This window comes from Streptomyces sp. UC4497 (assembly GCF_054871485.1).
The window spans coordinates 102,414-125,787 of record NZ_JBTYHB010000019.1 but is presented as its reverse complement, the minus strand read 5'-3'; the positions used below and the strand labels follow the sequence as shown (position 1 = coordinate 125,787).

Below are 23,374 nucleotides of genomic sequence, written 5' to 3'. Positions count from 1 at the left end.
GGGCTCCTGGCTGTCAAGAGGGGTCGTCGAATTTCGCCCCACCCGCGGGTCCGTCCGGGCATCGAGAAAGCGGTGCATGACACGTGTTCGGCCTTGAAGTTCTGGGAAGGTGAACGCCCGTTGTCGGTCGCGGGAGTTGGGGGAGATGGGCGGATCCCGGTCAGTGCCGACGAACGGCCGCCTCGGTCGGCAAGGGGGTGGTGGTCGGCTTCCTCGCCGACTTGGTCCGGCAGGCGCTGAGGCTGCCATGACGGACCACGGGGGCTCCACAACCGAATCGGACGACCAGATACCCGAGGTGTACGCGCGCCGGCCGCTCCTGAGTCAGCTGGTGCCGCGCCTCATCGGCCTGGAGCGCGATCGCCATCGCAGGCGCGGGCGCCGGGAGTTCGCCGACGACCTGCCCGTCGTGCTGCTCAGCGGGCGGCACGGCACCGGCAAGAGCGCCATGCTGAACGACCTCCAGCGCGCCTACGCCCCCGACACCGGCCCCTGGCCCGGACCGCGCGTCCCCTTCGCCCGGATCAACTGCACGGACCTGGAGGAGCGGGCCGGGGTCGGCCCCGAGATCGCCAACAACTCGTACACGGTCGAGATGCTGGTCGAGCTCGTTCGTCAACTCTCGCTCCCCGTCGCCGGGTTCGGACGCCTGCGCTTCCCCAGGACCACCGCGGGGCTGCTCGCCGTGATCTCCGCCCGGCGCCCCGGCATCGACGACGAGCTCGACGTCGCCGACCGGCACGCCGCCGCCCTGATGGGCCCATGGCCGCCGGGCCGGCCCCCGCCCACCTGGGACGCGCTGTTCCGCCCCGCGCTGCCGACGCCCGCCGACGGCGGCTCGCCGGACCCGGCCGAGTTCCCCGAGGCGGCCGTGCGCACCTACCTCGGCAGGCCCCACCGCCGCACCCGCGGGCTCGGCTCCCGCGGCCTGGTCGGCTGGTACGAGAACCACCGCAGCGAGAGCGACAACCGGCTGCGCGGGATGCCGCCCGACGCGGCCACCGAGCCGCCCCGGGTGCCGGCCGCGCAGCGCGCGCGGGCCGTGGCCCGGCTCTGCCAGGAGTTCCACCAGGGCCGCGGCTTCCGGCGCGGCGTCGAGCGCATGCTGATGGCCGCGTTCCTCAGGGACGTGCGCTACGGCAGGCTGCGGCGCGGGAACCGGGCCCCGCGGCCGCTGATCCTGCTTGACAACGTGCACACCGACCCCGGCCGCGACTTCCTCGAACTCCTCCTGCAACAGCGGGCGTTGCAGGAGCGCGGCGCCCGCGACCCGCTCGTCGTCCTCGCCACGGAGCTGCGCGGCGACGCCGACGACGATGACGAAACCCCCGAGGACGAGCAGGAGACCGCCCCGTACCAGCGGGCCACCCGGCAGCCCCTGCACGAGGTCGGAGGCCGCACCCGCTGGAGCCGCGACAGCGACGAGCCGTCCGAGGGCGTGCTGATGCTGCCGCTGCCGCCGCTCGACACGGAACACCTCGAACGCATGCTCCGCAGCGACGAGCGGGTCACCTTCGACCCGTACATCGCGACGGCGCTGCACGATCTGACCCGCGGCCACCCCATGGGGGCCCGCCGCATGTGCGACGCCGTCGTGCACAAGGCGCGCGACGAGGAGTGGGTGGCGGCCGAGGAGCTGCTCGACCTGGCCCACCCCGGCGGCGCCGGCGAGTCGGTCATCTGGCAGCTGCTGAACACCCTCGTCGGCAGCGAGAACCACGACGAGCTGTGCCTGCTCTCCCTGGCCTGGGACCGGGAAGCGGCCGAACAGCTGGCCGAGCGGTGGGTGCCGCGCCGGATCGACGACCTGGCCGCGGCCGACGGCGTCGCCGCCCAACTGGAGCGGGAGCGCTGGTCGCGGGGGCCCGGCAGCCGGCCGTTCATCACGGACCGCTTCCTGCGCACGCTGCTCGTGCACCAGATGCGCAGCGGGCGCGGCGCGGGCGGCGTGGGCTGGGGCGACGCGCACGGGCTGCTCGCGCAGCACCACAGGCGCCGGGCCGAGGGCCGCGCGGGTCGGGCCGGGCGCGACGAGTGGGCCCGGTTCCTGTGGCACCGGCTGGCAGGGGGAGAGACCCAGGAGGTCGTCGACCGGCTGCACACGGAGTTCGTAAAGCCCGACGGTGACGCCCTGGAGTGGCTGCGGGCGCTGCGGACGGTGGCGCACGCGCCGCGTCCGCCCGGCGACCTCTGGTTCGAGCAGTGCCAGGAGGTCGGCAAGGGGCGCAGGGACCGGCTACAGGTGCGGGCGGACCCGGAGGCGGGCCTGGAGAAGCAGGCGATCCACCGGCTCCTGCACGCGCTGTGGTACTCCGCCGACGAGCTCGCCGAGGCGGACCGGCTGCTGGCCTCCAGGATCGGGCAGGAGCTGTCGTTCCTGTCCGCCCAGCACCTGACCGGGCGCGCGGTCCTCGCCCAGGCCGCGGTCCGCTGGCCGCGGGCGGTGCGGGACGGCGAGGACTGGCCGCTGGAGCGCAGCTGGGGAGGGGTGGCATGAGGAGCCGCCGGACCGACCGCAGGAACTGGCGCTGGCTGCCGCGGCGGCTCCGGTTCCGGGTGTTCGGCCTGATCGACGTGATCGCGCTGTGGGTGCTCGTCGGGGCGCTGGTCGGGGGCGGGGCGTGGTGGGGCGTCGACACGTATCTGGACCAGCGGACCTACTGCTCCGATGGCCACGACCTGCGGCGCGTGGGGGACGCCGGGGAGTGTGTGGGCGTCACGGCGCGGCCGTACGGGTTCGACCCGGGCCTGAAGGGTGTCCTGGACGCCATCGCGCGCGAGAACGCGGCGGCGCGGGCGAGCACGCCGGGCCGGCAGACGGTGAGTGTGGCCGTCGTCATGCCGTACACCGCGAGGACGCGGGGCGCGGCCATGTCCAAGGAGCTGATCCTGCACGCGCTGCAAGGTGCGTATATCGCGCAGTACGAGCACAACCACGGTTCGACGACCAGGGACAGCGCGGTCCAGCTCCTCTTCGCCAACGTGGGCGAGTACCTGAACCACTGGCCGGACGTGACCCGGGAGTTGAGCGCCCGGACCGGCGACAAGGACGCTCCGCTCGTCGCCGCCATCGGCTTCCCCAACAGCGACAGCAGGACCCTGGCCTCCGTGCGGAGCCTCGAGAAGGCCCGGATCCCGGCCGTCAGCGCCGCGCTGAGCGCCACCGACATGGAGAACCCGTACCTGTTCAAGGTGTCGCCCTCCAACGCCCAGCTCGTCGACGCCCTGAAGGAGTACGCGGGGCGCAGCGACGTCGACCGCGGGAAGACGTTCATGATCGCGGACGACCGGGACGACAACTACGTGTCCGACCTGCGCGAAGTCCTCCGGAAGAAGTTCGGCGCCGACTACGGCATCACCGACGACCCGGTGCGGCGGACGGTCGAGATGTACCAGGGCAGAAAGGGGCCGGCCCGGGGCGACACACAGGACTTCGAGAAGTCGGTGGAAGCGATGTGCGGGGCCGGCACCAGGACGGTTTTCCTGGCCGGCCGCGACGCTGACCTGCAGCCCTTCGTGGAGGCCATCGACGAGACGGGCTCCTGCCGGTACCGGTCCGACGACCCGCTGCGCATCCTGCGCGTCAGCACGGCCCGCGACCCGGTCACCGAGACCCCCACCATCGGCGAGGCGACCCGGCGGCTGCACATCCGGATCGTGACGGCGGCCGCCGTGGACGCGCCCCGCTGGGAGCGTGGCGAAGGAGAGACGCCCCGGCACTTCGGGCGGTTCGCGAGCGCCTACCAACGCTCCTTCACGGACGAGGGGCGGCGGGCCCTCGACGACGGGTACGCCGTGATGTACCACGACGCCCTCGCCGCGGTGAGCAACGCGGTGAAGCAGGCCGGTTCGAGCGGCGACGGCGAGGTGACCCACGACGACGTCCGGGACCAGCTGCGCAAGGGCAGCCCGCAGGACGACTGCGTCCAGTGCGTACAGGCCGCGGGCGGGGACTTCACGTTCGTCGACGCCGACGAGGACGACGCCAGGACCGGAGCCGGACAGTGGCCCGTGTGCAAACCGATACCCATCGTGACGTTCCCGGAGCGGAACCGGAGCGCATCGCCGCTCCACCGGACGTACGAGAGCGCGCACAGCAAGTGCCCCGCCCCCTGATCACCGGCCCGATCCCCGCGGTGGCTCCCGGTAACCGCCCCCTGCACGTTAGGTTGAACGCGTGCGATTGAGAGTGGAGTTCACGACGGAGCCCTTCGACCTGGAAGAAGCGCCCGAGCACGCGCTCGCGGCGCGCCGGGTCATCGAGGCGGCCGATCTCGACGAGGTCGACGTGGGGCCGTTCGGCAACACGGCGGCGGGTGGCGCGGACGAGGTCCTGACCGCGGTCGACGCCCTGCTGCGCAGCAGCCTCGCGAACGGGGCGACGCGCATCTCGCTGCAGGTCAACGTGGTGGGGGACCCCCAGGGGAAGGGTGACGACGAGTGAACGACACCGGGGACGCCTTCATCACGGCGGTGAAGCCACTGGTCGACGCCATGGGCGGGGAGATGGTGCCGCCGGACGGCGCGGGCCCCGACGACGTCGTGCTGGCGTGGCAGGGGGCCGATGTCGTGGCCGTGCGCCTGCCCCAGCTGGCGGACTCGCTCGACCACATCCTGGCCGCCATGGAGCGCAGCAAGGGGATGCCGCTGTCCGAGCTCGACCGCAAGCAGAAGCAGGAGGCCGTACGGCTCCTGGAGGCGCGCGGAGCGTTCTCCGTGCGGCACGGTGTGGAGACCGTGGCCGGCGCCCTCGGCGTTTCCCGCTTCACGGTCTACAACTATCTCAACCGGGACAAGACCCCCTGACCTGGGACGATACTGAGCCGGCCGCCCGCCTCCACGCCGCCGTCCGATATCCGGACGGCGGTTTTTTGTAACTCCGAGTTTTCAACAAAGTGTTGACGTGATGTTTCCGGGGGCGTTAGCTATCTGCAGCCCGTCCAGCACAAGGCCACGGAGGCACCCCGTGACTTCAGGTTCGACGCCGGGTCTGACCCGGTTCAACACCTCGGACGAGAGCACGGCCCAGGCCGAGCTCCACGAGGTGTGTGCTTCATCGGCGTGGGGGAGCAAGCTTCTCGCCCAGCGCCCCTTCGCTTCCGCAGAGACCCTCTTCACCGCCAGTGACGCCGCGATGGCCGAGCTGACCGCGGACGACCTCGCGGAGGCGATGGCGGGGCACCCGCCGATCGGCCGCCCGAAGCCCGGCGACCCGACGTCCTCGCGTGAGCAGCGCGGCATGGCGGGGGCCTCCGAGGAGCTCAAGAAGGAGATGCTCGAGCTCAACCTGGCGTACCAGGACAGGTTCGGTCATGTCTTCCTCATCTGCGCCACCGGCGCGACCGCGGAGCAGATGCTCGATGCGCTCAAGGACCGGATCGGCCACACGGCCGAGGAGGAGCGGGAGATCGTCCGCACCGAGCTGGGAAAGATCAACCGCATCCGCCTGACCCGCATCGTAGAAGCACCGTAAGAACAGGAAGCGAACGCCTGATGAGCACCGAGACCACGGCATCGGTGTCCACGCACATTCTGGACACCAGCATCGGACGCCCCGCCGAGGGCGTCGCCATCTCCCTTGCCGCGCGCGCCGGTTCGGGCGCCGAGTGGCAGGCGCTCGGCGGCAGTGCCACCGACGCGGACGGGCGCTGCAAGGACCTGCCGGCGCTGCCGGAGGGCACCACCCACGTACGCCTCGACTTCGAGACCGAGGCGTACTTCGACAAGAAGCAAGCCGATGCGCAGCAGGACGCCCCCGCGAATCGGGACAGCGACACGACCGGAGCGTTCTTCCCGGAGGTGGCGATCACGTTCGCCGTCCAGCCGGGCGAGCACTACCACGTGCCGCTGCTGCTCAACCCGTTCGGCTACTCCGTTTACCGAGGGAGCTAGCAGACATGCCCACGATCCTGGGACAGAACCAGTACGGCAAGGCGGAGAACCGCGTTGTCAAGATCACGCGGGACGGCGACACCCACCACATCAAGGACCTGAACGTCTCGGTCGCCCTCAGCGGTGACCTCGACGACGTCCACCTCACCGGGTCGAACGCCAACTGCCTTCCGACCGACACCACCAAGAACACCTGCTTCGCGTTCGCCAAGGAACACGGCATCGAGTCCGCGGAGCAGTACGGCATCGAGCTGGCCCGGCACTTCGTCGACAGCCAGCCGTCGATCCACCGGGCGCGCATCCGCATCGAGGAGTACTCGTGGGAGCGCATCGCCGGCTCCGACGCGGGCTCCAACTTCATCGGCGCCGACGAGGTCCAGCACTCCTTCGTCCGCAAGGGCCAGGAAGTGCGCGTCGCGCAGATCACGTATGACGGCGAGAAGTTCGAAGTCCTCACCGGGCTCAAGGACTTGACCGTGATGAACACCACGAACTCCGAGTTCTGGGGCTACATCAAGGACAAGTACACGACGCTCAAGGAGGACTACGACCGCATCCTCGCGACGTCGCTGTCGACCTGGTGGCGGCACAGCTGGACGGGCGTCGACGACGAGCGCACGCCCAACTGGAACAAGTCGTACGAGCAGTCGAAGAAGCACATCCTGCAGGCCTTCGTCGAGACGTACTCGCTGTCGCTGCAGCAGACCCTCTTCCAGATGGGTTCGCGCGTCATCAACAACCGCAGCGAGATCGACGAGATCCGCTTCTCCGCGCCGAACAAGCACCACTTCCGGCAGGACCTCTCGGCCTTCGGCCTGGAGAACGAGGCGAAGGACGGCGCCGTGTACTGGGCCGCCGACCGCCCCTACGGCCTGATCGAGGCCACCATCCTCAGGGACGGCGCGGACCAGCGCATCCCGGTCGACATGACCAACCTCTGACGCTCTGTGCGTAGTTGACGCGGCAGCGCGCCCCTTCCCACCCGCAGTAGGCGGGGGCGCGCAGCACCCGGAGGGAACATAAAGCAATGGCAGTGCCAGCAAAGGGGCCGGCTGAAGCCGAGGGCCCGTGTTCCACCCCATCGGAGAGCACCGCATCGCAGGTGCACCCGGTGGACGAAAAGCTCCACCCGTCGCGGCTCGCGCCCGCCGCACTCCAGCACATCGCCGCCATGTACGCCGGCGTCGTCACCCCGCCGCTCATCATCGGCCAGGCCGTCGGTCTCGACACCGCGGGCCAGACCCGGCTGATCGCCGCGTCGCTGCTCATCGCGGGTCTTGCCACCCTGCTCCAGACGCTCGGCGTCAAGGGCTTCGTCGGCAACCGCCTGCCCTTCGTCAACGCCGCGTCCTCCGCGGGCATCGCACCGATGCTCGCCATCGCCGAGACGAACGCCAAAGGTGACCAGCTCCCCGCCATCTATGGGGCAGTCATGGTCGCGGGTGTCTTCTGTCTCGCGGTCGGGCCGTTCTTCGGCCGGCTGCTGAGGTTCTTCCCGCCGCTCGTCACCGGCGTCGTCATCACCCTCATCGGTGTGACGCTGATGCCCGTGCCCGTCGGCTGGGCCCAGGGCGGCGACAAGACCGCCGCCGACTACGGCGACATGCGCTACCTCGCCCTCGCCGCCTTCACGCTCGTCGTCATCCTGCTGATCCAGCGCTTCGCCACGGGCTTCGTCAAGCAAGTCGCCCTGCTCTTCGGCATGTTGATCGGAACGCTCGCCGCGATCCCGTTCGGCATGGCGGACTTCTCCTCGCTGAAGTCGGCGCCCGTGGCCGCGCTCCCGACGCCGTTCGCCTTCGGCGCCCCCGAGTTCCAGCCCGCCGCGATCATCTCGCTCTGCCTCGTCATGCTCGTCCTGATGACCGAGTCGAGCGCCGGCATGCTGGCCATCGGTGAGATCTGCGAGCGCGAGTGCGACGGGCGGACCATCACCCGGGGCCTGCGCACCGACGGCATCGCCACCTTCCTCGGACCGATCTTCGGCGGCCTGCCGACCTCGGCGTTCGCCCAGAACGTCGGCGTCGTCTCGCTGACCAAGGTGCGCAGCCGCTACGTCGTCGCCGTCGCCGGCGGCACCCTCCTGATCCTCGGCATCTTCCCGATGCTCGGCGCGGTCGTCTCCCTGGTCCCCATGCCGGTCCTGGGCGGCGCGGGCATCGTGCTGTTCGGCTCGATCGCCGTCAGCGGCATCCGTACGCTCTCCGAAGCGGGCCTCGACGACAGCTCCAACATCATCCTGGTGGCCGTCTCGCTCGGCGCGGGCATCATCCCGCTCGCCGCGCCCAGCTTCTACGCGGACTTCCCGGCCTGGGCACAGACCGTGCTCGGCTCCGGAATCAGCGCGGGCGCGCTCGTCGCCGTCTCGCTGAACCTCTTCTTCCACCATCTCGGCACCCGTGGCGCACCTGCCGCGGCACTCAAATCTTCCTAGGGTCCTGCCGTGCCCACACGTCACACCGACTGAAGGAAGCAGCACCATGGCTCCTGCCACGGCAAACCGCATCGTCATCGAGAACGTCGCCATCGCGACGGTCGACGCGCACGACACCGAGCACGCCTCGGGCCACATCGTCGTGGCGGACAACAAGATCGAGTCCATCGGCGCGGGCCCCGCGCCCGAGGGCCTCGAGAACGTCGTCCGCCGGATCGACGGCACCGGCCACCTGGCCACGCCCGGACTCGTCAACACGCACCACCACTTCTACCAGTGGATCACCCGTGGCCTGGCGACGGACCACAACCTGTTCAACTGGCTGGTGGCGCTGTACCCGACATGGGCGCGCATCGACGAGCAGATGACATACGCGGCGGCGCAGGGCTCCCTCGCGATGATGGCCCGCGGCGGTGTCACCACCGCCATGGACCACCACTACGTGTTCCCCAAGGGTTCGGGCGACCTCTCCGGATCGATCATCCGGGCCGCCTCCGAGACCGGCGTGCGCTTCACCCTGGCGCGCGGCTCCATGGACCGCAGCGAGAAGGACGGCGGCCTGCCGCCCGACTTCGCCGTCGAGACCCTCGACGGCGCGCTCGCCGCGACCGAGGAGACCGTAAGGAAGCACCACGACGACTCCTTCGACGCGATGACGCAGGTGGCCGTGGCCCCCTGCTCACCGTTCTCCGTCTCCACCGAACTCCTGAAGCAGGGCGCCGAGTTGGCGCGCCGCCTCGGCGTGCGGCTGCATACCCACGGCAGCGAGACGGTCGAGGAGGAGAAGTTCTGTCACGAGCTGTTCGGCATGGGCCCGACCGACTACTTCGAGTCGACGGGCTGGCTCGGCGAGGACGTGTGGATGGCGCACAGCGTCCACATGAACGACTCCGACATCGCCGCGTTCGGGCGTACGAAGACGGGTGTGGCGCACTGCCCGTCCTCAAATGCCCGACTGGCAGCGGGAATTGCGCGGGTCCCCGACATGCTGGCGGCGGGCGTCCCGGTCGGCCTCGGCGTCGACGGCACCGCCTCCAACGAGTCGGGCGAGCTGCACACCGAACTGCGCAACGCCCTCCTCATCAACCGCCTCGGCGCGCACCGCGAGGCGGCCCTGAACGCCCGTCAGGCGCTGCGCCTCGGGACGTACGGAGGAGCCCAAGTCCTGGGCCGGGCAAGCCAGATCGGCTCGCTCGAAGCAGGCAAGCTGGCCGACCTGGTGCTGTGGAGGATGGACACCCTCGCCCACGCATCGATCGCCGACCCGGTGACCGCGCTCGTCTTCGGCGCGGCCGCACCGGTCACCCTCTCCCTCGTGAACGGCAAGCCGGTGGTCGAGGACAGCCGCCTGCTCAACGTCGACGAGGACGCCATCGCACGCTCCACGCGTGCGGAGGCGCAGCGACTCGCGCGGATCACCGCCGAGAGCTGACGCAGGACCTGAGACTCCGGTCAGGGGGGACGGCCCCTGGCCGGGGACTCGATCGAGTTGCCGAGCGGGCTGCTCGACCGAGTGCCGCCCCGGAACGTGGCCCAAAGCTTCACGTTCCCGGGGCGGCCAGTAGTACCTGGGCGCACAACAACCGAATACCGCAGCACCACCAGTACGACCTTGCACCTTGCACCACCTCCCAGAAGCGAAAAGCGCCGGCGGCCTGCCGGGGCTGGAAAACAACCGGAGGAGCCGCAGTGGCGACGAAGCCCAGGTTCACCAAGCAAGGCACCACCCCCGACGAGTCCGAAGAGGCCCGTGCGGGGCATACCAAACATCCGGTCGACGAGAAGTTGCCACCGCTGAAGATGGCGACGACCGGCCTCCAGCACGTGGCGGCGATGTACGCGGGCGTGGTCGCGCCCCCGCTCATCGTCGGCGCGGCGATCGGCCTCAGCCCGAAGGATCTGACGTTCCTGACGGGCGCCTGTCTGTTCACGGCGGGACTCGCGACCTTCCTCCAGACGCTCGGCATCTGGAAGATCGGCGCCCGGCTGCCGTTCGTGAACGGCGTGACCTTCGCGGGCGTCGCCCCGATGCTCGCCGTCGTCGGCTCGACGAAGGACAAGGACGACGCGCTGCCGATCATCTTCGGCGCGGTGATCGTCGCGGGTGTGCTCGGCTTCATAGCCGCACCCTTCTTCTCCAAGCTGGTGCGGTTCTTCCCACCGGTCGTCACCGGCACGGTCATCACGCTCATCGGTGTCTCGCTGATGCCGGTCGCGTTCGGCTGGGCGCAGGGGCCCGACGTCAAGGCGGCCGACTACGGCTCGATGAAGAACCTCGCGCTCGCCGGCATCACGCTCCTGATCGTGCTGATCATCCGTCGCTTCACCGCGGGCTTCGTCAAGCAGATCGCGGTGCTGCTCGGCCTGGTGGTCGGCACGGTGATCGCGATCCCGTTCGGCGTCACGGACTTCTCGCCGGTCGGCGAGGCGGACATCATCGGCTTCCCGACCCCGTTCCACTTCGGCGCCCCGCAGTTCGCGGGCGCGGCCATCGTCTCGATGATCGTCGTCATGGTCGTCTCGATGACCGAGTCGACCGCCGACATGCTCGCCCTCGGTGAGATCGTCGGCCGCCCCGCCGACGAGAAGACCATCGCGGCCGGTCTGCGCGCCGACACCCTCGGCTCGGCCGTCAGCCCGCTGTTCAACGGCTTCATGTGCAGCGCGTTCGCCCAGAACATCGGGCTTGTCGCGATGACGAAGATCCGCAGCCGGTTCGTGGTCGCCGCCGGTGGTGGCTTCCTCGTCCTGATGGGCCTGTGCCCGATGGCGGCCTCGCTGATCGCCGTCGTGCCGCGCCCGGTGCTCGGCGGCGCCGGCGTCGTGCTGTTCGGCTCGGTCGCGGCCAGCGGTATCCAGACCCTGGTCAAGGCCAACCTGGACAAGGACAACAACGTCCTCATCGTCGCCGTCTCGCTCGCCGTGGGCCTGATCCCCATCGCGGTGCCGGAGTTCTACCACGCGTTCCCGGAGAACGCGAAGATCATCCTGGACTCGGGCATCTCGACGGGCTGTGTCGCGGCGGTCGTGCTCAACCTGCTGTTCAACCACATCGGCAAGGGGCGCGACGCCGACGACGTCACGCATCCGATGGAGTCGGGCAGCGACATCGCGGGCCAGCGCTCCGAGCCGACAGCGGCAGGCGCGCACTGAGCTGTGCGGCGGGGGTGGCGCGGCCGACGGCGCCACCCCCGCTCGTGCCTCAACCGCCGCACACGGGCGCCGACTTCAGGTATCCGCCCAGATTCTCGTCGTCCGTACCGAGCAGCGCCCGGCCGTCCGCGCCCGGCAGGCACTCCACGGCTTCGATCTTGCGGCCGTCGAACCTGTCCGGCGCGCTCCGCGGCGCGGCGATCCGCAGCGCCGCCCTGGTGCCCTTGGCGTTCAGCGACACCCGTCCCGCCTCGCTCACCGTCGAGGCGAACGGCCCGTCGTCCCCGGCGTCCGAGGTCGAACTCACCATGATCCGGCCGGACTTGGTGATCGACATGTCGGAGACGTGCCGCACGTCGCCCTTCGGGTAGGCCGCGCGGAACTCCGCCTCGCGTACGCTCCCGAACTCGGCCTCCCCGTACTCGTTGAGGGAGAACGGCGCCGCGAACACCGTCGCCGGACGGTCCGTGCCGGCGCCCCGGTCGGCCCATACCGCGACCGTCTTCCCGTGCGCCGAGGTGCCGAGCGCGAAGCCCTCGAAGTCCGCGCCGTCGGGGATCGCGGGCAGCGGCGTCAGGTCGAGCACCCGCGCGGTGTCCCCGTCGACGTGCAGCCGGTACACCAGGCCCCTGCTCGCCAGCGCCATGAACTCGCCGTCCGTGCCCGGCACCGCCTCGATCGCCTCCAGGTCCTTGGGTGCCATGCCGTCCCATGCGACCGGGGTGACCTTCGTGTCCTTCGGCGCGGACGGGTGGAAGGTGACACGGCTGATCCGCTGCTGGCCGGGCTTCTTGTTGTCGTGGACGACGAGAGCGTCCACGGCGCCGTCGGCCGCGGCCTCGCCGGAGAGCGCGAGCCCGCTGACCCCGGAGGCGGCGTCATCGCCGACCTGCTGCCAACCGCCGCTCTGCGGCGCGGGTTCCGCCGGGGCGCCCGCGCGGGCCGGCGCGGCGAGGGCCAGGGTCACCAAGGCGGCGGAGAGCAGGGACGTGTGGCGCAACTGCATGGGCGGGGGCCTCTCGCGTAGGGGACGTTCGGCCGGTGCTGAGCACGAGGTTGACGCGCGTAGAAAACCGGGTCGACGGGGACCGTAGCGATCTTCGGAGTACGGGGCAAGGGGGTGGCGCCGCCCCGCTGTCGGGGCAGGCCGCCTCAACGTCCGGGCAGCGCGAGCGACTTGGCGTAGAAGCGGCTGTCGTCGTAGCCGCGGAACGGGCCGAACGGCGGCGCCGGGCGGTAGCCGTCGGCCTCGTACAGGCCGATCGCCTCCGGCAGGTGCACGCCCGTCTCCAGGACCATCCGCGTACGGCCCGCGTCCCGCGCGCTCTCCTCGAGTGCGGCCAGGATCCGGCGCGCGAGACCTCGCCCGCGCGCCCGCTCCACGACGAACATCCGCTTCAGCTCGGCGTCACCGTCCGCATAACCCTCGTCGTCGCGATCCTGCGCCCGCCAGCCTCCGCAGGCGACCGGGAGTCCGGCGTCGTACGCGACGAGGAACAGGCCCTGCGGCGGGTCGAAGTGCCCGGGGTGCAGCTCGGTGAAGTCGTCGTAACCGAAACGCTTCCGGTACTCGGCCTGCACCTGGTCGCTGAGCGAGACCGCGTCGGGGTGTCCGTAGGAACGGCTGTGGATGTTCATGGCGGGGGAGCGGCGGTGCGCCGGTCAGAGGCCGAGGACGGCCGGGGCGGAGGCCAGCTCCTTGAAGATCTCTCCCGGGTTCTTCACCAGCTTGCGCTCGGAGAGGTCCATGACGCCGCTCACCGCGGACACCTCGGCCGCCACCGTGCCGTCCGCCTTGCGGATCGTCTGGTGGACGCGGAACACCTTGCCGTCGCCGAACTCGAAGGCGCAGCTCACGTCGACGACCTCGCCCGCGCGCAGCTCCCGCAGATAGCGGATGTTCGTCTCCAGGACGACCGGACCGACGCCGCGGCCGAGCAGCGCCCTGTCGTCGAGGCCCGCGTGGTGCAGGAACGACCAGCGCGCGTGCTCCGCGTACTGCAGATAGACGGCCTGGTTGAGGTGTCCGTTGACATCGATCTCGTACCCGCGCACCTCGACCGGCACGGAAAACTGCTCTGCCACGACGTTCCTCTCGATGGGGGGCGTTGTGCCGATCATGCCAACAGACGGGCGGGGGAGGGGATTTTGGCCACCGTGAGGTGCGTTACGCACGTCTGGGCGACGCCAGGAGGTAGCGGGCCCCGCCGCGCGCCCCCGTGTGCTCGCTCACCTGCCAGCCCGCTTCCCGCAGCGCCGCCGCGCACGCCGCGAGCCCGTCCGGTTCCGGATGCTGTACGGCGACGGCCTCCGGCTGCGGGGTGTCGCGCACGCGGTAACCGGGCGAGGTCTCACCGGCCGGAGCGCAGCCCGCCGCTTCCAGGGCGAGCGCCGCGGACGGGGCGAGGCGGCCCCGCTCCCAGGCGCACGGCCGGTCCGTCGCGCCGTCCGGGTTGGTCATCCTGCGTATCTCCAACAGGCCCTGCCACGCCGTCCGCACTTCGCGCGCCCGCGCGGGGCCCGTGTCGGCCTCCGGCTCCCCGCCGAGCCGGGCGGCGAACAGGCCGCCTGGCGCTGCCGGTTCACCGGCCGGCTCGGCGGCCGGTGGCCCGTCCCCGGCCTCGCGCACCCGGTGCCCCGCCGGTGTCAGGAAGTGGTCGTGCGGGGGACGCGGGTGCCGGAACGCCAGCTTCAGCACGACGAGCCGGGCCAGCAGGGCCGGGCTGCCGGAGACCCGGCCGGTCTCCGGATCGGCGGCCTCGATGATGCGGCGCTGCGCGGCAGTCGGCGGTCTGGTCATGGCGTGCCTCCCGTCCGGTGCTCCCACCTCTCCGGTCGATGGTGCACGACGAGTCTGACAACGGGCCGGGCCGAGCGGGCCTGGTGGGCTCAGGGCCGCAGGTTCCAGCCGGAGATCACCGGTCTGCCGTGCTCGAAGGTGAGGCGGCTGACCGTGCCCGTCGACAGCAGGAAGTGCGAGCCGCCCGACGGCGGCAGGCCGAGGCGCCGCGCGGTCAGGACGCGCAGGAAGTGGCTGTGCGACACGAGGACGACGCTGCCTTCGTAGTTGGAGAGCGCCGCGTCGACCTTGGACAGCATCCGGTCGGCCCGCTCGCCCACCTGCTCCGGCGTCTCACCGGGATGCTCGGGCGGCCCCGGCGGCACCCCGTCGTCGAACAGGTACCAGTCGGGCCGGGTCCGCTGGATCTCCCGGGTGGTGACGCCCTCGTACGCGCCGTAGTCCCACTCGTGCAGGTCCGGATCGACGGTGTAGCGCGTGAGACCGGCGAGCTCGGCGGTCTCGCGGGTGCGCTGGAGGGGGCTCACGAAGACCGCCCCGATGTGGTAGCTGCCGACGAGGGGCGCGACACGGCGCGCCTCCTCCCGGCCGTTGTCGGTGAGCGGGATGTCCGTGAGGCCGGTGTGCTGCCCGGTCAGGGCCCATTCGGTCTCGCCGTGCCGGACGAGAAGCAGATCACCCAAGGTTCGCGCCTGTTCGCTTGGAGGTGGGCAGAGGCAATGGCCATTGTCCCCGGGCGGGCGCGTGCGGGCCCGGCGGGAGGGTCGGACCGGGCGGGTCCGGGCGCCGGGGGCCGGGCGCCGGGCATGGGATCAAGGATTGTCAGACCCGCCCCGTAAGGTCTTAGAGGTCATCGAGACATGAGCGGAGAGTGGGAAGGGAGGTGGCGCGTCCGTGCTGGAGCTGTCGGGTGTCCCGCTGAGCGCCGCCGCCGTCTTCCTGCCCGATCCGCTGCCGCGCGCGGGGCGGATCGCCTTCTGGTCCCCGGACGCGCAGGACACCCCGGAGGGGCAGGACGGGCCGGGCGGGCAGGGCTGGGCGGGCTGGTCGGGCCTTCCGGGGGCCGACGGCGAGCTGACCCTCGTGCGGTCGCACGGCTCCACGGTGCGCAGCCACAAGGTTCCCGCCCTCGTGCTGCCGGTCCTCGACGCGCTGCCGCTGCTGCTGCGGGCCCGCCGCACCCGGGGCGCCCACCCCGCGGCGGCCGCCTGGGGCGCGGCCGCGGCGCACGCCCTGCACCTGGTGGCGCGGGGCCGCCTGCTGCCGGGTCTCACCGCCTCCGACCACGACGCGTGGCGCGCGGGCCCGCTCGACGAGGACGACGTGGCGCAGGTGCGGGGCATCGCCGCGGCCCTGCCGCCCGAGGGGTACGCGACGCCGGTGCCGGGGAGCAAACCGCTGCGGGTCCCGCAGCCGGAGGCACTGGTGCGGGCGCTGCTCGACGCGGTGGCGGACGCGCTGCCGCGCACCCCGGCCGCGGCGCACGCGGCGGGCGCGCCGTTCGCGGCGGTGGCCGCCCAGCACATTCCGCGGGCCCGCCCCTGGGCGGTCGAGGCGGCGGCCGGTCTCGACGCGGGCGTGAAGGTGTCGCTGCGGCTCGACCTGTCGCAGGCCGCCTTGTTCGACGGGGACGAATTCGACGGGGAGGCAGAGCCGGAGTCGGGGTCGGGATCGGAGTCGGAGGAAGGCGTGGGCGCACGCCGTGCGGGCGCCGCCATCGTCCAGGTGCACAGCCTCGCCGACCCCACGCGCGTGGTCGACGCCGCAGGCCTGTGGGCAGGGGAGGCCGGTGAGCACTTCGGGCCGCGCGCCCGGATCGACGCGGTCCTCGCGGTGCGGCGGGCCGCGCTCGCCTGGCCGCCGCTCGGCCGCCTCCTGGAGCAGGACGTGCCGGACGTGCTCGCCCTGTCCGACAGCGAGCTGACGGATCTGCTCGGGCCCGGCGCCGCGCGCCTCGCCAAGGCGGGCGTCACCGTGCACTGGCCGCGCGACATCGCCCGCTCCCTCACCGCGACCGCCGTGGTGCGCGCGCAGGCCGCGCCCGGCTCGGCGACCGACGGGACGCCGTTCTTCGACAGCGAGGAACTGCTGAAGTTCAACTGGCAGGTGGCGCTCGACGGGGACCCGCTGACCGAGCGCGAGATGGACCTGCTCGCCGAGTCGCACCGCGCGGTGGTGCGGCTGCGCGACCAGTGGGTGGTCGTCGACCCCGATCTCGTACGCAAGGCCCGCAAGCGGGAGTTGGGCCTGCTGGAGCCCGTCGACGCGCTGGCGGTCGCGCTGACCGGCGAGGCCGAGATCGACGGGGAGCGGGTCGCGGCCGTGCCCGCGGGCCGCCTCGCCGAGCTGCGCGACCGGCTCACCCGGGGCATCGACACGGTCGAACCGCCCGAGGGTCTGCACGCGACGCTGCGCGACTACCAACTGCGCGGCCTGGCCTGGCTCGACCTCATGACCTCGCTCGGCCTCGGCGGCTGCCTCGCCGACGACATGGGCCTCGGCAAGACCGTCACGCTCATCGCGCTGCACCTGCGCCGCGCCCGGCCCGCGCCCACGCTGGTCGTCTGCCCCGCGTCGCTGCTCGGCAACTGGCAGCGGGAGATCGAGCGGTTCGCCCCCGGCGTCCCGGTGCGCCGCTTCCACGGCGTGGACCGCGCCCTGACCGGCGTCGAGGGCGGCTTCGTACTCACCACGTACGGCACCCTGCGCACCCGCGCCGCCGAACTCGCGGGACACACCTGGGGCATGGTCGTGGCCGACGAGGCGCAGCACGTGAAGAACCCCAACTCGGCGACGGCGAAGGCGCTGCGCACGATCGGGACCCCCGCGCGCGTGGCGCTCACCGGCACTCCGGTGGAGAACGACCTGTCCGAGCTGTGGGCCCTGCTCGACTGGACGACCCCCGGACTGCTCGGTCCGCTCAAGGCGTTCCGCGCCCGGCACGCGCGCGTGGTCGAGGGCGAGGTCCCGCTGCAGGGCCAGGGCGGTACGAACCCGGAGGCGATCGAGCGCCTCGCCCGGCTGGTGCGCCCGTTCATCCTGCGCCGCAAGAAGTCCGACCCAGGCATCGTCCCCGAACTGCCCCCGAAGACCGAGTCCGACCATCCCGCGCCGCTCACCCGCGAGCAGGTGTCGCTCTACGAGGCCGTGGTGCGCGAGTCGATGGCGCAGATCGAGGAGGCCGAGGGCATCGGCCGGCGCGGCCTCATCATGAAGCTGCTGACGTCGCTGAAGCAGATCTGCAACCACCCGGCGCAGTACCTCAAGGAGGGCCAGGGCGACGGCTCCCGGCCGCGCCTGGCGGGCCGCTCCGGCAAACTCGCCCTCCTGGACGAGCTGTTGGACACGATCGTGGCCGAGGACGGAGCCGTGCTGGTCTTCACCCAGTACGTGTCCATGGCCAAGCTGCTCGCCACGCACCTGACCACCCGCGGCATTCCCAGCCAGCTTCTGCACGGCGGCAGCACGATCGTCGAGCGGGAGCGCATGGTCGACCGTTTCCAGTCCGGCGAGGTGCCCGTCTTCCTGCTCTCCCTGAAGGCGGCCGGCACCGGACTCAACCTCACGCGCGCGGGGCACGTGATCCACTTCGACCGATGGTGGAACCCGGCCGTGGAGGAGCAGGCCACCGACCGCGCGTACCGCATCGGGCAGACCCAGCCGGTGCAGGTCCACCGGCTCATCACCGAGGGCACGGTGGAGGACCGGATCGCCGAACTGCTCGCCACCAAGCGGGCGTTGGCGGACGCGGTGCTCGGCACCGGCGAGGCGGCGCTCACCGAGCTGACCGACCGGGAACTCACGGACCTCGTGACACTGCGCAGGGAGGCGACGCGATGAGCCCGACGCGCAGGCCCACCAGGACGCACCGCCCGCACGTGCCGGGCCGCGCGGGCGCCGACGAGCAGGCGCGGGCCCGGCACCTCGACGCGCGCCGCACGTTCCCTCCGTTGCCGCCGCGCGCCGAGCCGGGCGGCAGCTTCGCCCTGACGTGGTGGGGCAACGCGTGGGTGGACGCCCTGGAGGACACGGCCCTCGACCAGGGGCGCCTCGTCCGCGGCCGCGCCTACGCGGACCGGGGTCACGTCGACGCGATCACGGTCACCCCGGGCCGCGTCGTCGCCTACGTGCACGGCTCGCGCCCCCGCCCCTACCGGGCCGAACTGCGCCTGCGCACGCTGCCGGACGAGGCGTGGGACCGTTTCCTGGGCACGGCCGCGGCCCGGCCCGAGCATCTGGCGTCGCTCCTGGACAAGGATGTGCCGCACGCGCTGGCGGCGGCAGCCGATCTGCTGCCCACGGTCGACGACCTCACCCCCGAGTGCACCTGCCCGGACCGGGGTCACCCCTGCAAGCACGCGGCGGCGCTCTGCTACCAGGCGGCCCGGATCCTCGACGAGGACCCGTTCGTGCTGTTCCTGTTGCGCGGCCGCGGCGAGCAGGAGCTGCTGCGGGCGCTGACCCGGCGCAGCTCGGTGCACGAGGCGGAGGAGCGGTCCAAGGCGCGGACCCCCGAGCTCGACTCGCTTCCGGCGAAGGACGCGTACGCGGGCGCGCGGGGCGGTCAACTGCCGCCGCTTCCGCCGGAGTTCCCGGCGCCGCAGTACCCCGAGCGCCCGCCCTCCTACCCGCAGGCGCCGGACGCCCCCGACCCGCTCGCGCTCGACCTCCTCGCCACGGAGGCGGGGGTCCGCGCCCACGCGCTGCTCACCACCGGCACGGACCCGATCGCGCCGCTCTCCCCGTGGCAGGACGCGGTCCGCCTCGCCGCGGCCCACCCCGGTTCGGGTCTCACGGCGGCGACCCGCGCCCTGTACGCGTCGCTGTCCCGGGGCACCGGGCGTACGCCCACCGATCTGGCGCGGGCGGTCGCCGCCTGGCGCCAGGGCGGTCTGGAGGGCCTCTCGGTCCTGGAGGAGGAGTGGGACCCGCCGGCGGGCCCGTTCGACCGCGCCCGCCCCGCCCTCCTGGCCATGGGCCACCCGGACTTCCGGCCCCACCGCAACCACCTGTCGACGTCGTCCGTCCAGCTCAGGCTGGGCCGCGACGGCTGGTGGTACGGATACGAGTCCGAGCCGGACCGCGACGACTGGTGGCCCCGAGGCGAGCCGGGCCGTGACCCGGTGTCGGCGCTGGAGTCCCTACTGGGCGGCGGCTGACCCGTTCCCCGGCCACGGGGCGCTGCCCCGGACTCCGCGCCTCAATCGCCGGCGGGGCTGAAAGGATCGGGGCGCTGCCCCGGACCCCGCGGGCTCTCGTCCAAAGAGCGGGCTTAAAAGATCGGAGCTCCGCCCCAGACCCCGCGCCTCAAACGCCCGCGGGGCTGAAAAGATCAGGGCTCCGCCCGGACCCCGCTGCTCAGTCGCCGCAGGGGCTTGATGGGGCCAGCGACATGCCCCGCCCCGCGAAGAACTCCTCGAAGCGTTCCACGGGCAGTTCCGCCATGCGCGTCGACGCGTCCGTGCCCGAGGGGTTGTGGAAGTGGTAGCCGGAGCCGTCCGGCGTGCGGGACGTGACGAGGACCAGGTGGCCGCCGCGGCCGGGAGCCGGCTCGTGCGGGCGGCGGATCGCGTAGTGCACGGAGGCGATGACCAGACGTCCCGCGTCGAGCAGTTCACCGATCTCGTCCGCGCGCAGCGCCCGGTGCACCGCCGCGTCGACGCCGTGCACCTCCCGTACGTACTCCACCGCGGGCGCGTAGATCATGCCGCGGATCTCGCCCTCGGCGTCCACCCGGTACGCGCCGAACTTCAGCGCCCCGTCGCGCAGTTCGAAGAGCGAGGGGGCGCCGGGGCCGAGCGCCATGCGCAGGCACGTCGCCCCGCACAGGTGCCCGCACCAGCGCGCGTAGTCCTCCACCGTCGCCGCGCCCGACTGCCGCCACGCGGGATCCCGCGCCCGGTCGAAGCGCCCGGACACGATGGGCCCGACCAGGTCGGGGGAGGCGAACTGGGTGTGGCTGGAGTGCCCACAGGTGCTGCACGAGGTCGAAGAGATCACGTCACTGACGGTATCCGCTCAGGAAGCGCCCGATCCGGCTGATCGCGGCATCGAGATCATCGGCGTACGGGAGCGTGAGGATGCGGAAGTGGTCCGGGCTCGGCCAGTTGAAGCCGGTGCCCTGGACGACCTGGATCTTCTCGCGGAGCAACAGGTCGAGGACGAACTTCTCGTCGTCGACGATCTTGTGCACCTTGGGGTCGATGCGCGGGAAGGCGTACAGCGCGCCCTTGGGCTTCACGCAGCTGACACCGGGGATCTCGTTCAGCTTCTCCCACGCCTTGTCGCGCTGCTCCAGCAACCGCCCGCCGGGCGCGGTGAGTTCGCGGATCGACTGGCGGCCGCCGAGCGCGGCCTGGATGGCGTACTGGGCGGGCGCGTTCGGGCACAGGCGCATGGAGGCCAGCATGTTCAGGCCCTCCAGGTAGTTCTTCGCGTGCTGCTGCGGGCCCGTGACCACCATCCAGCCGGAGCGGAACCCGGCGACCCGGTACGTCTTCGAGAGGCCGGAGAAGGTGAGGACGACGAGGTCCGGGGCGAGGGTGGCGGCGGTGTGGTGCACCGCGTCGTCGTAGAGGATCTGGTCGTAGATCTCGTCGGCGAAGACCATGAGGCCGTGGCGGCGGGCCAGGTCGAGGATGCCCTCGATGATTTCCTTCGGATACACCGCGCCCGTCGGGTTGTTCGGGTTGATGATGACGACCGCCTTCGTACGGTCGGTGATCTTCGACTCCATGTCGGCGAGGTCCGGGTACCAGTCCGACTGCTCGTCGCAGAGATAATGGACGGCCTTGCCGCCGGAGAGCGTGGTGACGGCGGTCCACAGCGGGAAGTCCGGGGCCGGGATGAGGACTTCGTCGCCGTCCTCCAGGAGCGCCTGGATCGCCATCGAGACCAGTTCGGACACGCCGTTGCCGAGGAAGACGTCGTCCACGCCGACGTCGAGGCCGAGCGCCTGGTAGCGCTGGGCGACGGCGCGGCGCGCGGAGAGGATGCCGCGCGAGTCCGTGTAGCCGTGTGCCTGCGGGAGCATCCGGATCATGTCCTGGACGATCTCCTCCGGCGCCTCGAAGCCGAACAGGGCCGGGTTGCCGGTGTTCAGGCGCAGCACGCTGTGGCCCGCCTCCTCAAGCGCGTTGGCGTGCTCGATCACCGGGCCGCGGATCTCGTAACAGACCTCGCTCAGCTTGCTCGACTGCCGGAACTCCATGCGCTTGCCCTCCAGGCGGACCAGGTGCCACTGTGCTGAACCGTTGTTGCTTGGTTTTACCAAGTGGGTGCTTGGAAAGTCCAACAAGTTGCATAGGATGCGCGTCATGCCACGCCGAAGTTACGACCAGTACTGCGCCGCAGCCCGCGCCCTCGACGCCGTCGGGGACCGCTGGACCCTGCTGATCGTGCGCGAACTCCTCGCCGGGGCGCGCCGCTACACGGACCTGCACGCCGATCTGCCGGGCGTGAGTACGGACATGCTGGCCACGCGCCTGAAGGGCATGGAGCGGGACGGCATCGCCGTGCGCCGGCGGTTGCCCGCGCCCGCTTCTGTGTACGTGTACGAACTCACCGAGCGTGGGGGGCAGTTGCTGCCCGTGCTCCAGGCGCTGGGGGAGTGGGGTGCGCCGGCTCTCGCCGAGCGGCGGCCCACCGACGCGGTGCGGGCGCACTGGCTGGCACTGCCGTTGTCCCGGCAGTTGGAGGCGCTGGGGGAGCCGGGCGCGGTGGAGGTCCGGGTCGACGAGGGTGTGTTCCATGTCCGGCTGGGCGGGGAGCCCGTGTACGGGGACGGGGCGTACCCGGACGGGGAGCCGGACGCGCGGCTGACCCTGGAGGCCGAGGTGTGCGGCGAGGTCGCACGCGGCGCGGTCGGTCTGGTCGAGGCGGTGCGCGGCGGGCGTGTCGCCGTGGTGGGCGAGGGCGCGCTGGCGAAGGCGCTGCGCGGCGGCGCGTCCTGAGCTGCCCCCCCGCCGTGGGGGACGGCACCTCCTGAAACCTCTCCTCATAGGCGTCCCGCGAGGAACGGCGGCAATGTCCGGACCGTCCCGAGGCGCGGCGTGACAAGAGTCGCAACATCATCCGCGGTCACAGGAAGCGCCACTTTGTGAAGAGCCCATGAACTCGGGCTCTACCAATCAGTAACCCCTCTCTTTCAGGCCATTTACCGCTCCGATCAAGCCGTGACATGCGTGTTAGCGTCCCGGTCGACCGGGGGGCCGATGTGAAGAGTGAGAGGGACCCGTAGCGAATATGGGGCACATGCACCACATGGCAGGAGGCTGGATCACTCCGGTCCTGTCCTACGTGATGGCGGTCGTGGGATCCGCGCTCGGCCTGCGCTGCACGGCGCGCGCCCAGGCCGCCGGACAGCGGTCCAAGCGGAACTGGCTGCTGACCGCGTCCGTCGCGATCGGCGCCGGGATCTGGACGATGCACTTCATCGCGATGCTCGGCTACGCCGTCGACGGCACCGCGATCCGCTACGACATCCCCCTCACCCTGCTGAGCCTTCTCGTGGCGATCCTGGTGGTCGGCGCGGGCATGTTCGTCGCCGGGTACGGCAGGTCGCGGGCCCTCTCCGTCGTGCTTGGCGGACTCGGCACCGGACTCGGTGTCGCCGCGATGCACTACATCGGCATGTCGGCGGTGCGGCTCAACGGGTCCCTGTCCTACGACCCGGTGCTCGTGGCCGTCTCCGTGGTGATCGCCGTCGTCGCCGCGTCCGCCGCGCTGTGGGCCGCGCTGTCCGTGCGCGGGCCCGTGGTCGCCGCCGTCGCCGCCCTTGTGATGGGCCTCGCGGTGAGCAGCATGCACTACACCGGAATGGCCGCCGTGAAGGTCAGCGTGCACGCGGGAACCGCGCCGCTGCCCGGCGCCACCGCGACCGCGTTCATCCTGCCGCTGGCCGTCGTGCTCGGCTCGTTCCTCTTCCTCACCTGCGCCTTCGTCGCCCTGTCGCCGACGGCCGACGAGCGCGCGCGGAGCGAGGCCGCGGCCCGCCCGCTGCACGAGGTCGAACTGCCCGCCACATAGGCGTGCCCGCCACGTAGGCGCGCCCGCCATGTAGGCGCGTTCCCACCCCCACACCACCACTCAGGTCC

General features: G+C 71.7%; 21 protein-coding genes. 14 read left to right on the top strand and 7 right to left on the bottom strand.

Annotation, left to right across the window (positions count from 1 at the left end):
- Positions 1–247: 247 nt before the first annotated feature.
- From ACYSUO_RS25325 to ACYSUO_RS25280, 10 genes are all read left to right on the top strand, one after another.
- Positions 248–2,497: a hypothetical protein gene (locus ACYSUO_RS25325; RefSeq protein ID WP_461778537.1), complete on the top strand. Its 2,250-nt coding sequence runs from the start codon at positions 248–250 to the stop codon at positions 2,495–2,497.
- Positions 2,494–4,116 carry an ABC transporter substrate-binding protein gene (locus ACYSUO_RS25320; RefSeq protein WP_461778536.1) on the top strand — a complete coding sequence of 541 codons (1,623 nt, stop codon included), beginning with the start codon at positions 2,494–2,496 and terminating at the stop codon, positions 4,114–4,116. Before ACYSUO_RS25325 ends, ACYSUO_RS25320 begins: the two co-directional genes overlap by 4 nt.
- Before the next feature lie 61 nt (positions 4,117–4,177).
- Positions 4,178–4,444 (top strand): hypothetical protein, encoded by a 267-nt coding sequence (locus ACYSUO_RS25315; protein WP_461778535.1) that lies wholly within the window; start codon positions 4,178–4,180, stop codon positions 4,442–4,444.
- Positions 4,445–4,494: 50 nt separating this feature from the next.
- Positions 4,495–4,806, top strand: coding sequence for a helix-turn-helix domain-containing protein (locus ACYSUO_RS25310; protein WP_461778568.1), 312 nt, complete (start codon positions 4,495–4,497; stop codon positions 4,804–4,806).
- Between the two features lie 160 nt (positions 4,807–4,966).
- The gene (uraD, locus tag ACYSUO_RS25305; RefSeq protein WP_403719966.1) at positions 4,967–5,473 is read left to right on the top strand and encodes a 2-oxo-4-hydroxy-4-carboxy-5-ureidoimidazoline decarboxylase; all 507 of its coding nucleotides are present in this window, start codon (positions 4,967–4,969) and stop codon (positions 5,471–5,473) included.
- Positions 5,474–5,493: 20 nt separating this feature from the next.
- Positions 5,494–5,892, top strand: a complete 399-nt coding sequence (gene uraH, locus ACYSUO_RS25300; protein ID WP_461778534.1) for a hydroxyisourate hydrolase — start codon at positions 5,494–5,496, stop codon at positions 5,890–5,892.
- A gap of 5 nt (positions 5,893–5,897) precedes the next feature.
- Entirely contained in the window at positions 5,898–6,833 is a 936-nt protein-coding gene (gene pucL, locus ACYSUO_RS25295; protein WP_461778533.1) for a factor-independent urate hydroxylase, read from the top strand.
- Between the two features lie 86 nt (positions 6,834–6,919).
- A complete protein-coding gene (locus ACYSUO_RS25290; protein ID WP_461778532.1) occupies positions 6,920–8,326 on the top strand; it encodes a nucleobase:cation symporter-2 family protein in 1,407 nt (468 codons plus the stop codon).
- A gap of 46 nt (positions 8,327–8,372) precedes the next feature.
- Complete coding sequence (locus ACYSUO_RS25285; protein ID WP_461778531.1) at positions 8,373–9,758, top strand: 8-oxoguanine deaminase; 1,386 nt, start codon at positions 8,373–8,375, stop codon at positions 9,756–9,758.
- Positions 9,759–10,015: 257 nt separating this feature from the next.
- Positions 10,016–11,479, top strand: a complete 1,464-nt coding sequence (locus tag ACYSUO_RS25280) for a nucleobase:cation symporter-2 family protein (RefSeq protein WP_461778530.1) — start codon at positions 10,016–10,018, stop codon at positions 11,477–11,479.
- Between the two features lie 49 nt (positions 11,480–11,528).
- On the opposite strand, the gene ACYSUO_RS25275 is transcribed toward ACYSUO_RS25280, so the two are convergent.
- From ACYSUO_RS25275 to ACYSUO_RS25255, 5 genes are all read right to left on the bottom strand, one after another.
- Positions 11,529–12,485 carry a hypothetical protein gene (locus ACYSUO_RS25275; protein WP_461778529.1) on the bottom strand — a complete coding sequence of 319 codons (957 nt, stop codon included), beginning with the start codon at positions 12,483–12,485 and terminating at the stop codon, positions 11,529–11,531.
- A 146-nt stretch (positions 12,486–12,631) separates the two neighbouring features.
- On the bottom strand, positions 12,632–13,117 hold the full coding sequence (locus ACYSUO_RS25270) for a GNAT family N-acetyltransferase (RefSeq protein ID WP_461778528.1): 486 nt from the start codon (positions 13,115–13,117) through the stop codon (positions 12,632–12,634).
- 24 nt (positions 13,118–13,141) lie between these two features.
- Positions 13,142–13,564 (bottom strand): acyl-CoA thioesterase, encoded by a 423-nt coding sequence (locus ACYSUO_RS25265; RefSeq protein ID WP_461778527.1) that lies wholly within the window; start codon positions 13,562–13,564, stop codon positions 13,142–13,144.
- An 82-nt stretch (positions 13,565–13,646) separates the two neighbouring features.
- On the bottom strand, positions 13,647–14,279 hold the full coding sequence (locus ACYSUO_RS25260; RefSeq protein ID WP_461778526.1) for a hypothetical protein: 633 nt from the start codon (positions 14,277–14,279) through the stop codon (positions 13,647–13,649).
- 89 nt (positions 14,280–14,368) lie between these two features.
- Positions 14,369–14,962 (bottom strand): histidine phosphatase family protein, encoded by a 594-nt coding sequence (locus tag ACYSUO_RS25255; protein WP_461778525.1) that lies wholly within the window; start codon positions 14,960–14,962, stop codon positions 14,369–14,371.
- A gap of 211 nt (positions 14,963–15,173) precedes the next feature.
- On the opposite strand from ACYSUO_RS25255, the gene ACYSUO_RS25250 reads away from it, so the two are divergent.
- Both ACYSUO_RS25250 and ACYSUO_RS25245 read left to right on the top strand, forming a co-directional pair.
- Positions 15,174–18,119, top strand: a complete 2,946-nt coding sequence (locus ACYSUO_RS25250; protein ID WP_461778524.1) for a DEAD/DEAH box helicase — start codon at positions 15,174–15,176, stop codon at positions 18,117–18,119.
- Positions 18,116–19,438 carry an SWIM zinc finger family protein gene (locus tag ACYSUO_RS25245; protein ID WP_461778523.1) on the top strand — a complete coding sequence of 441 codons (1,323 nt, stop codon included), beginning with the start codon at positions 18,116–18,118 and terminating at the stop codon, positions 19,436–19,438. The genes ACYSUO_RS25250 and ACYSUO_RS25245 overlap by 4 nt, the downstream gene beginning before the upstream one ends.
- A gap of 199 nt (positions 19,439–19,637) precedes the next feature.
- On the opposite strand, the gene ACYSUO_RS25240 is transcribed toward ACYSUO_RS25245, so the two are convergent.
- Both ACYSUO_RS25240 and ACYSUO_RS25235 read right to left on the bottom strand, forming a co-directional pair.
- A complete protein-coding gene (locus ACYSUO_RS25240) occupies positions 19,638–20,279 on the bottom strand; it encodes a peptidase (protein ID WP_461778522.1) in 642 nt (213 codons plus the stop codon).
- Position 20,280: 1 nt separating this feature from the next.
- Positions 20,281–21,489 (bottom strand): pyridoxal phosphate-dependent aminotransferase, encoded by a 1,209-nt coding sequence (locus ACYSUO_RS25235; RefSeq protein WP_461778521.1) that lies wholly within the window; start codon positions 21,487–21,489, stop codon positions 20,281–20,283.
- A gap of 106 nt (positions 21,490–21,595) precedes the next feature.
- On the opposite strand from ACYSUO_RS25235, the gene ACYSUO_RS25230 reads away from it, so the two are divergent.
- Positions 21,596–22,231 carry a winged helix-turn-helix transcriptional regulator gene (locus ACYSUO_RS25230; RefSeq protein ID WP_461778520.1) on the top strand — a complete coding sequence of 212 codons (636 nt, stop codon included), beginning with the start codon at positions 21,596–21,598 and terminating at the stop codon, positions 22,229–22,231.
- A 292-nt stretch (positions 22,232–22,523) separates the two neighbouring features.
- Entirely contained in the window at positions 22,524–23,306 is a 783-nt protein-coding gene (locus ACYSUO_RS25225; protein ID WP_461778519.1) for an MHYT domain-containing protein, read from the top strand.
- The last annotated feature ends 68 nt before the right edge of the window (positions 23,307–23,374 follow it).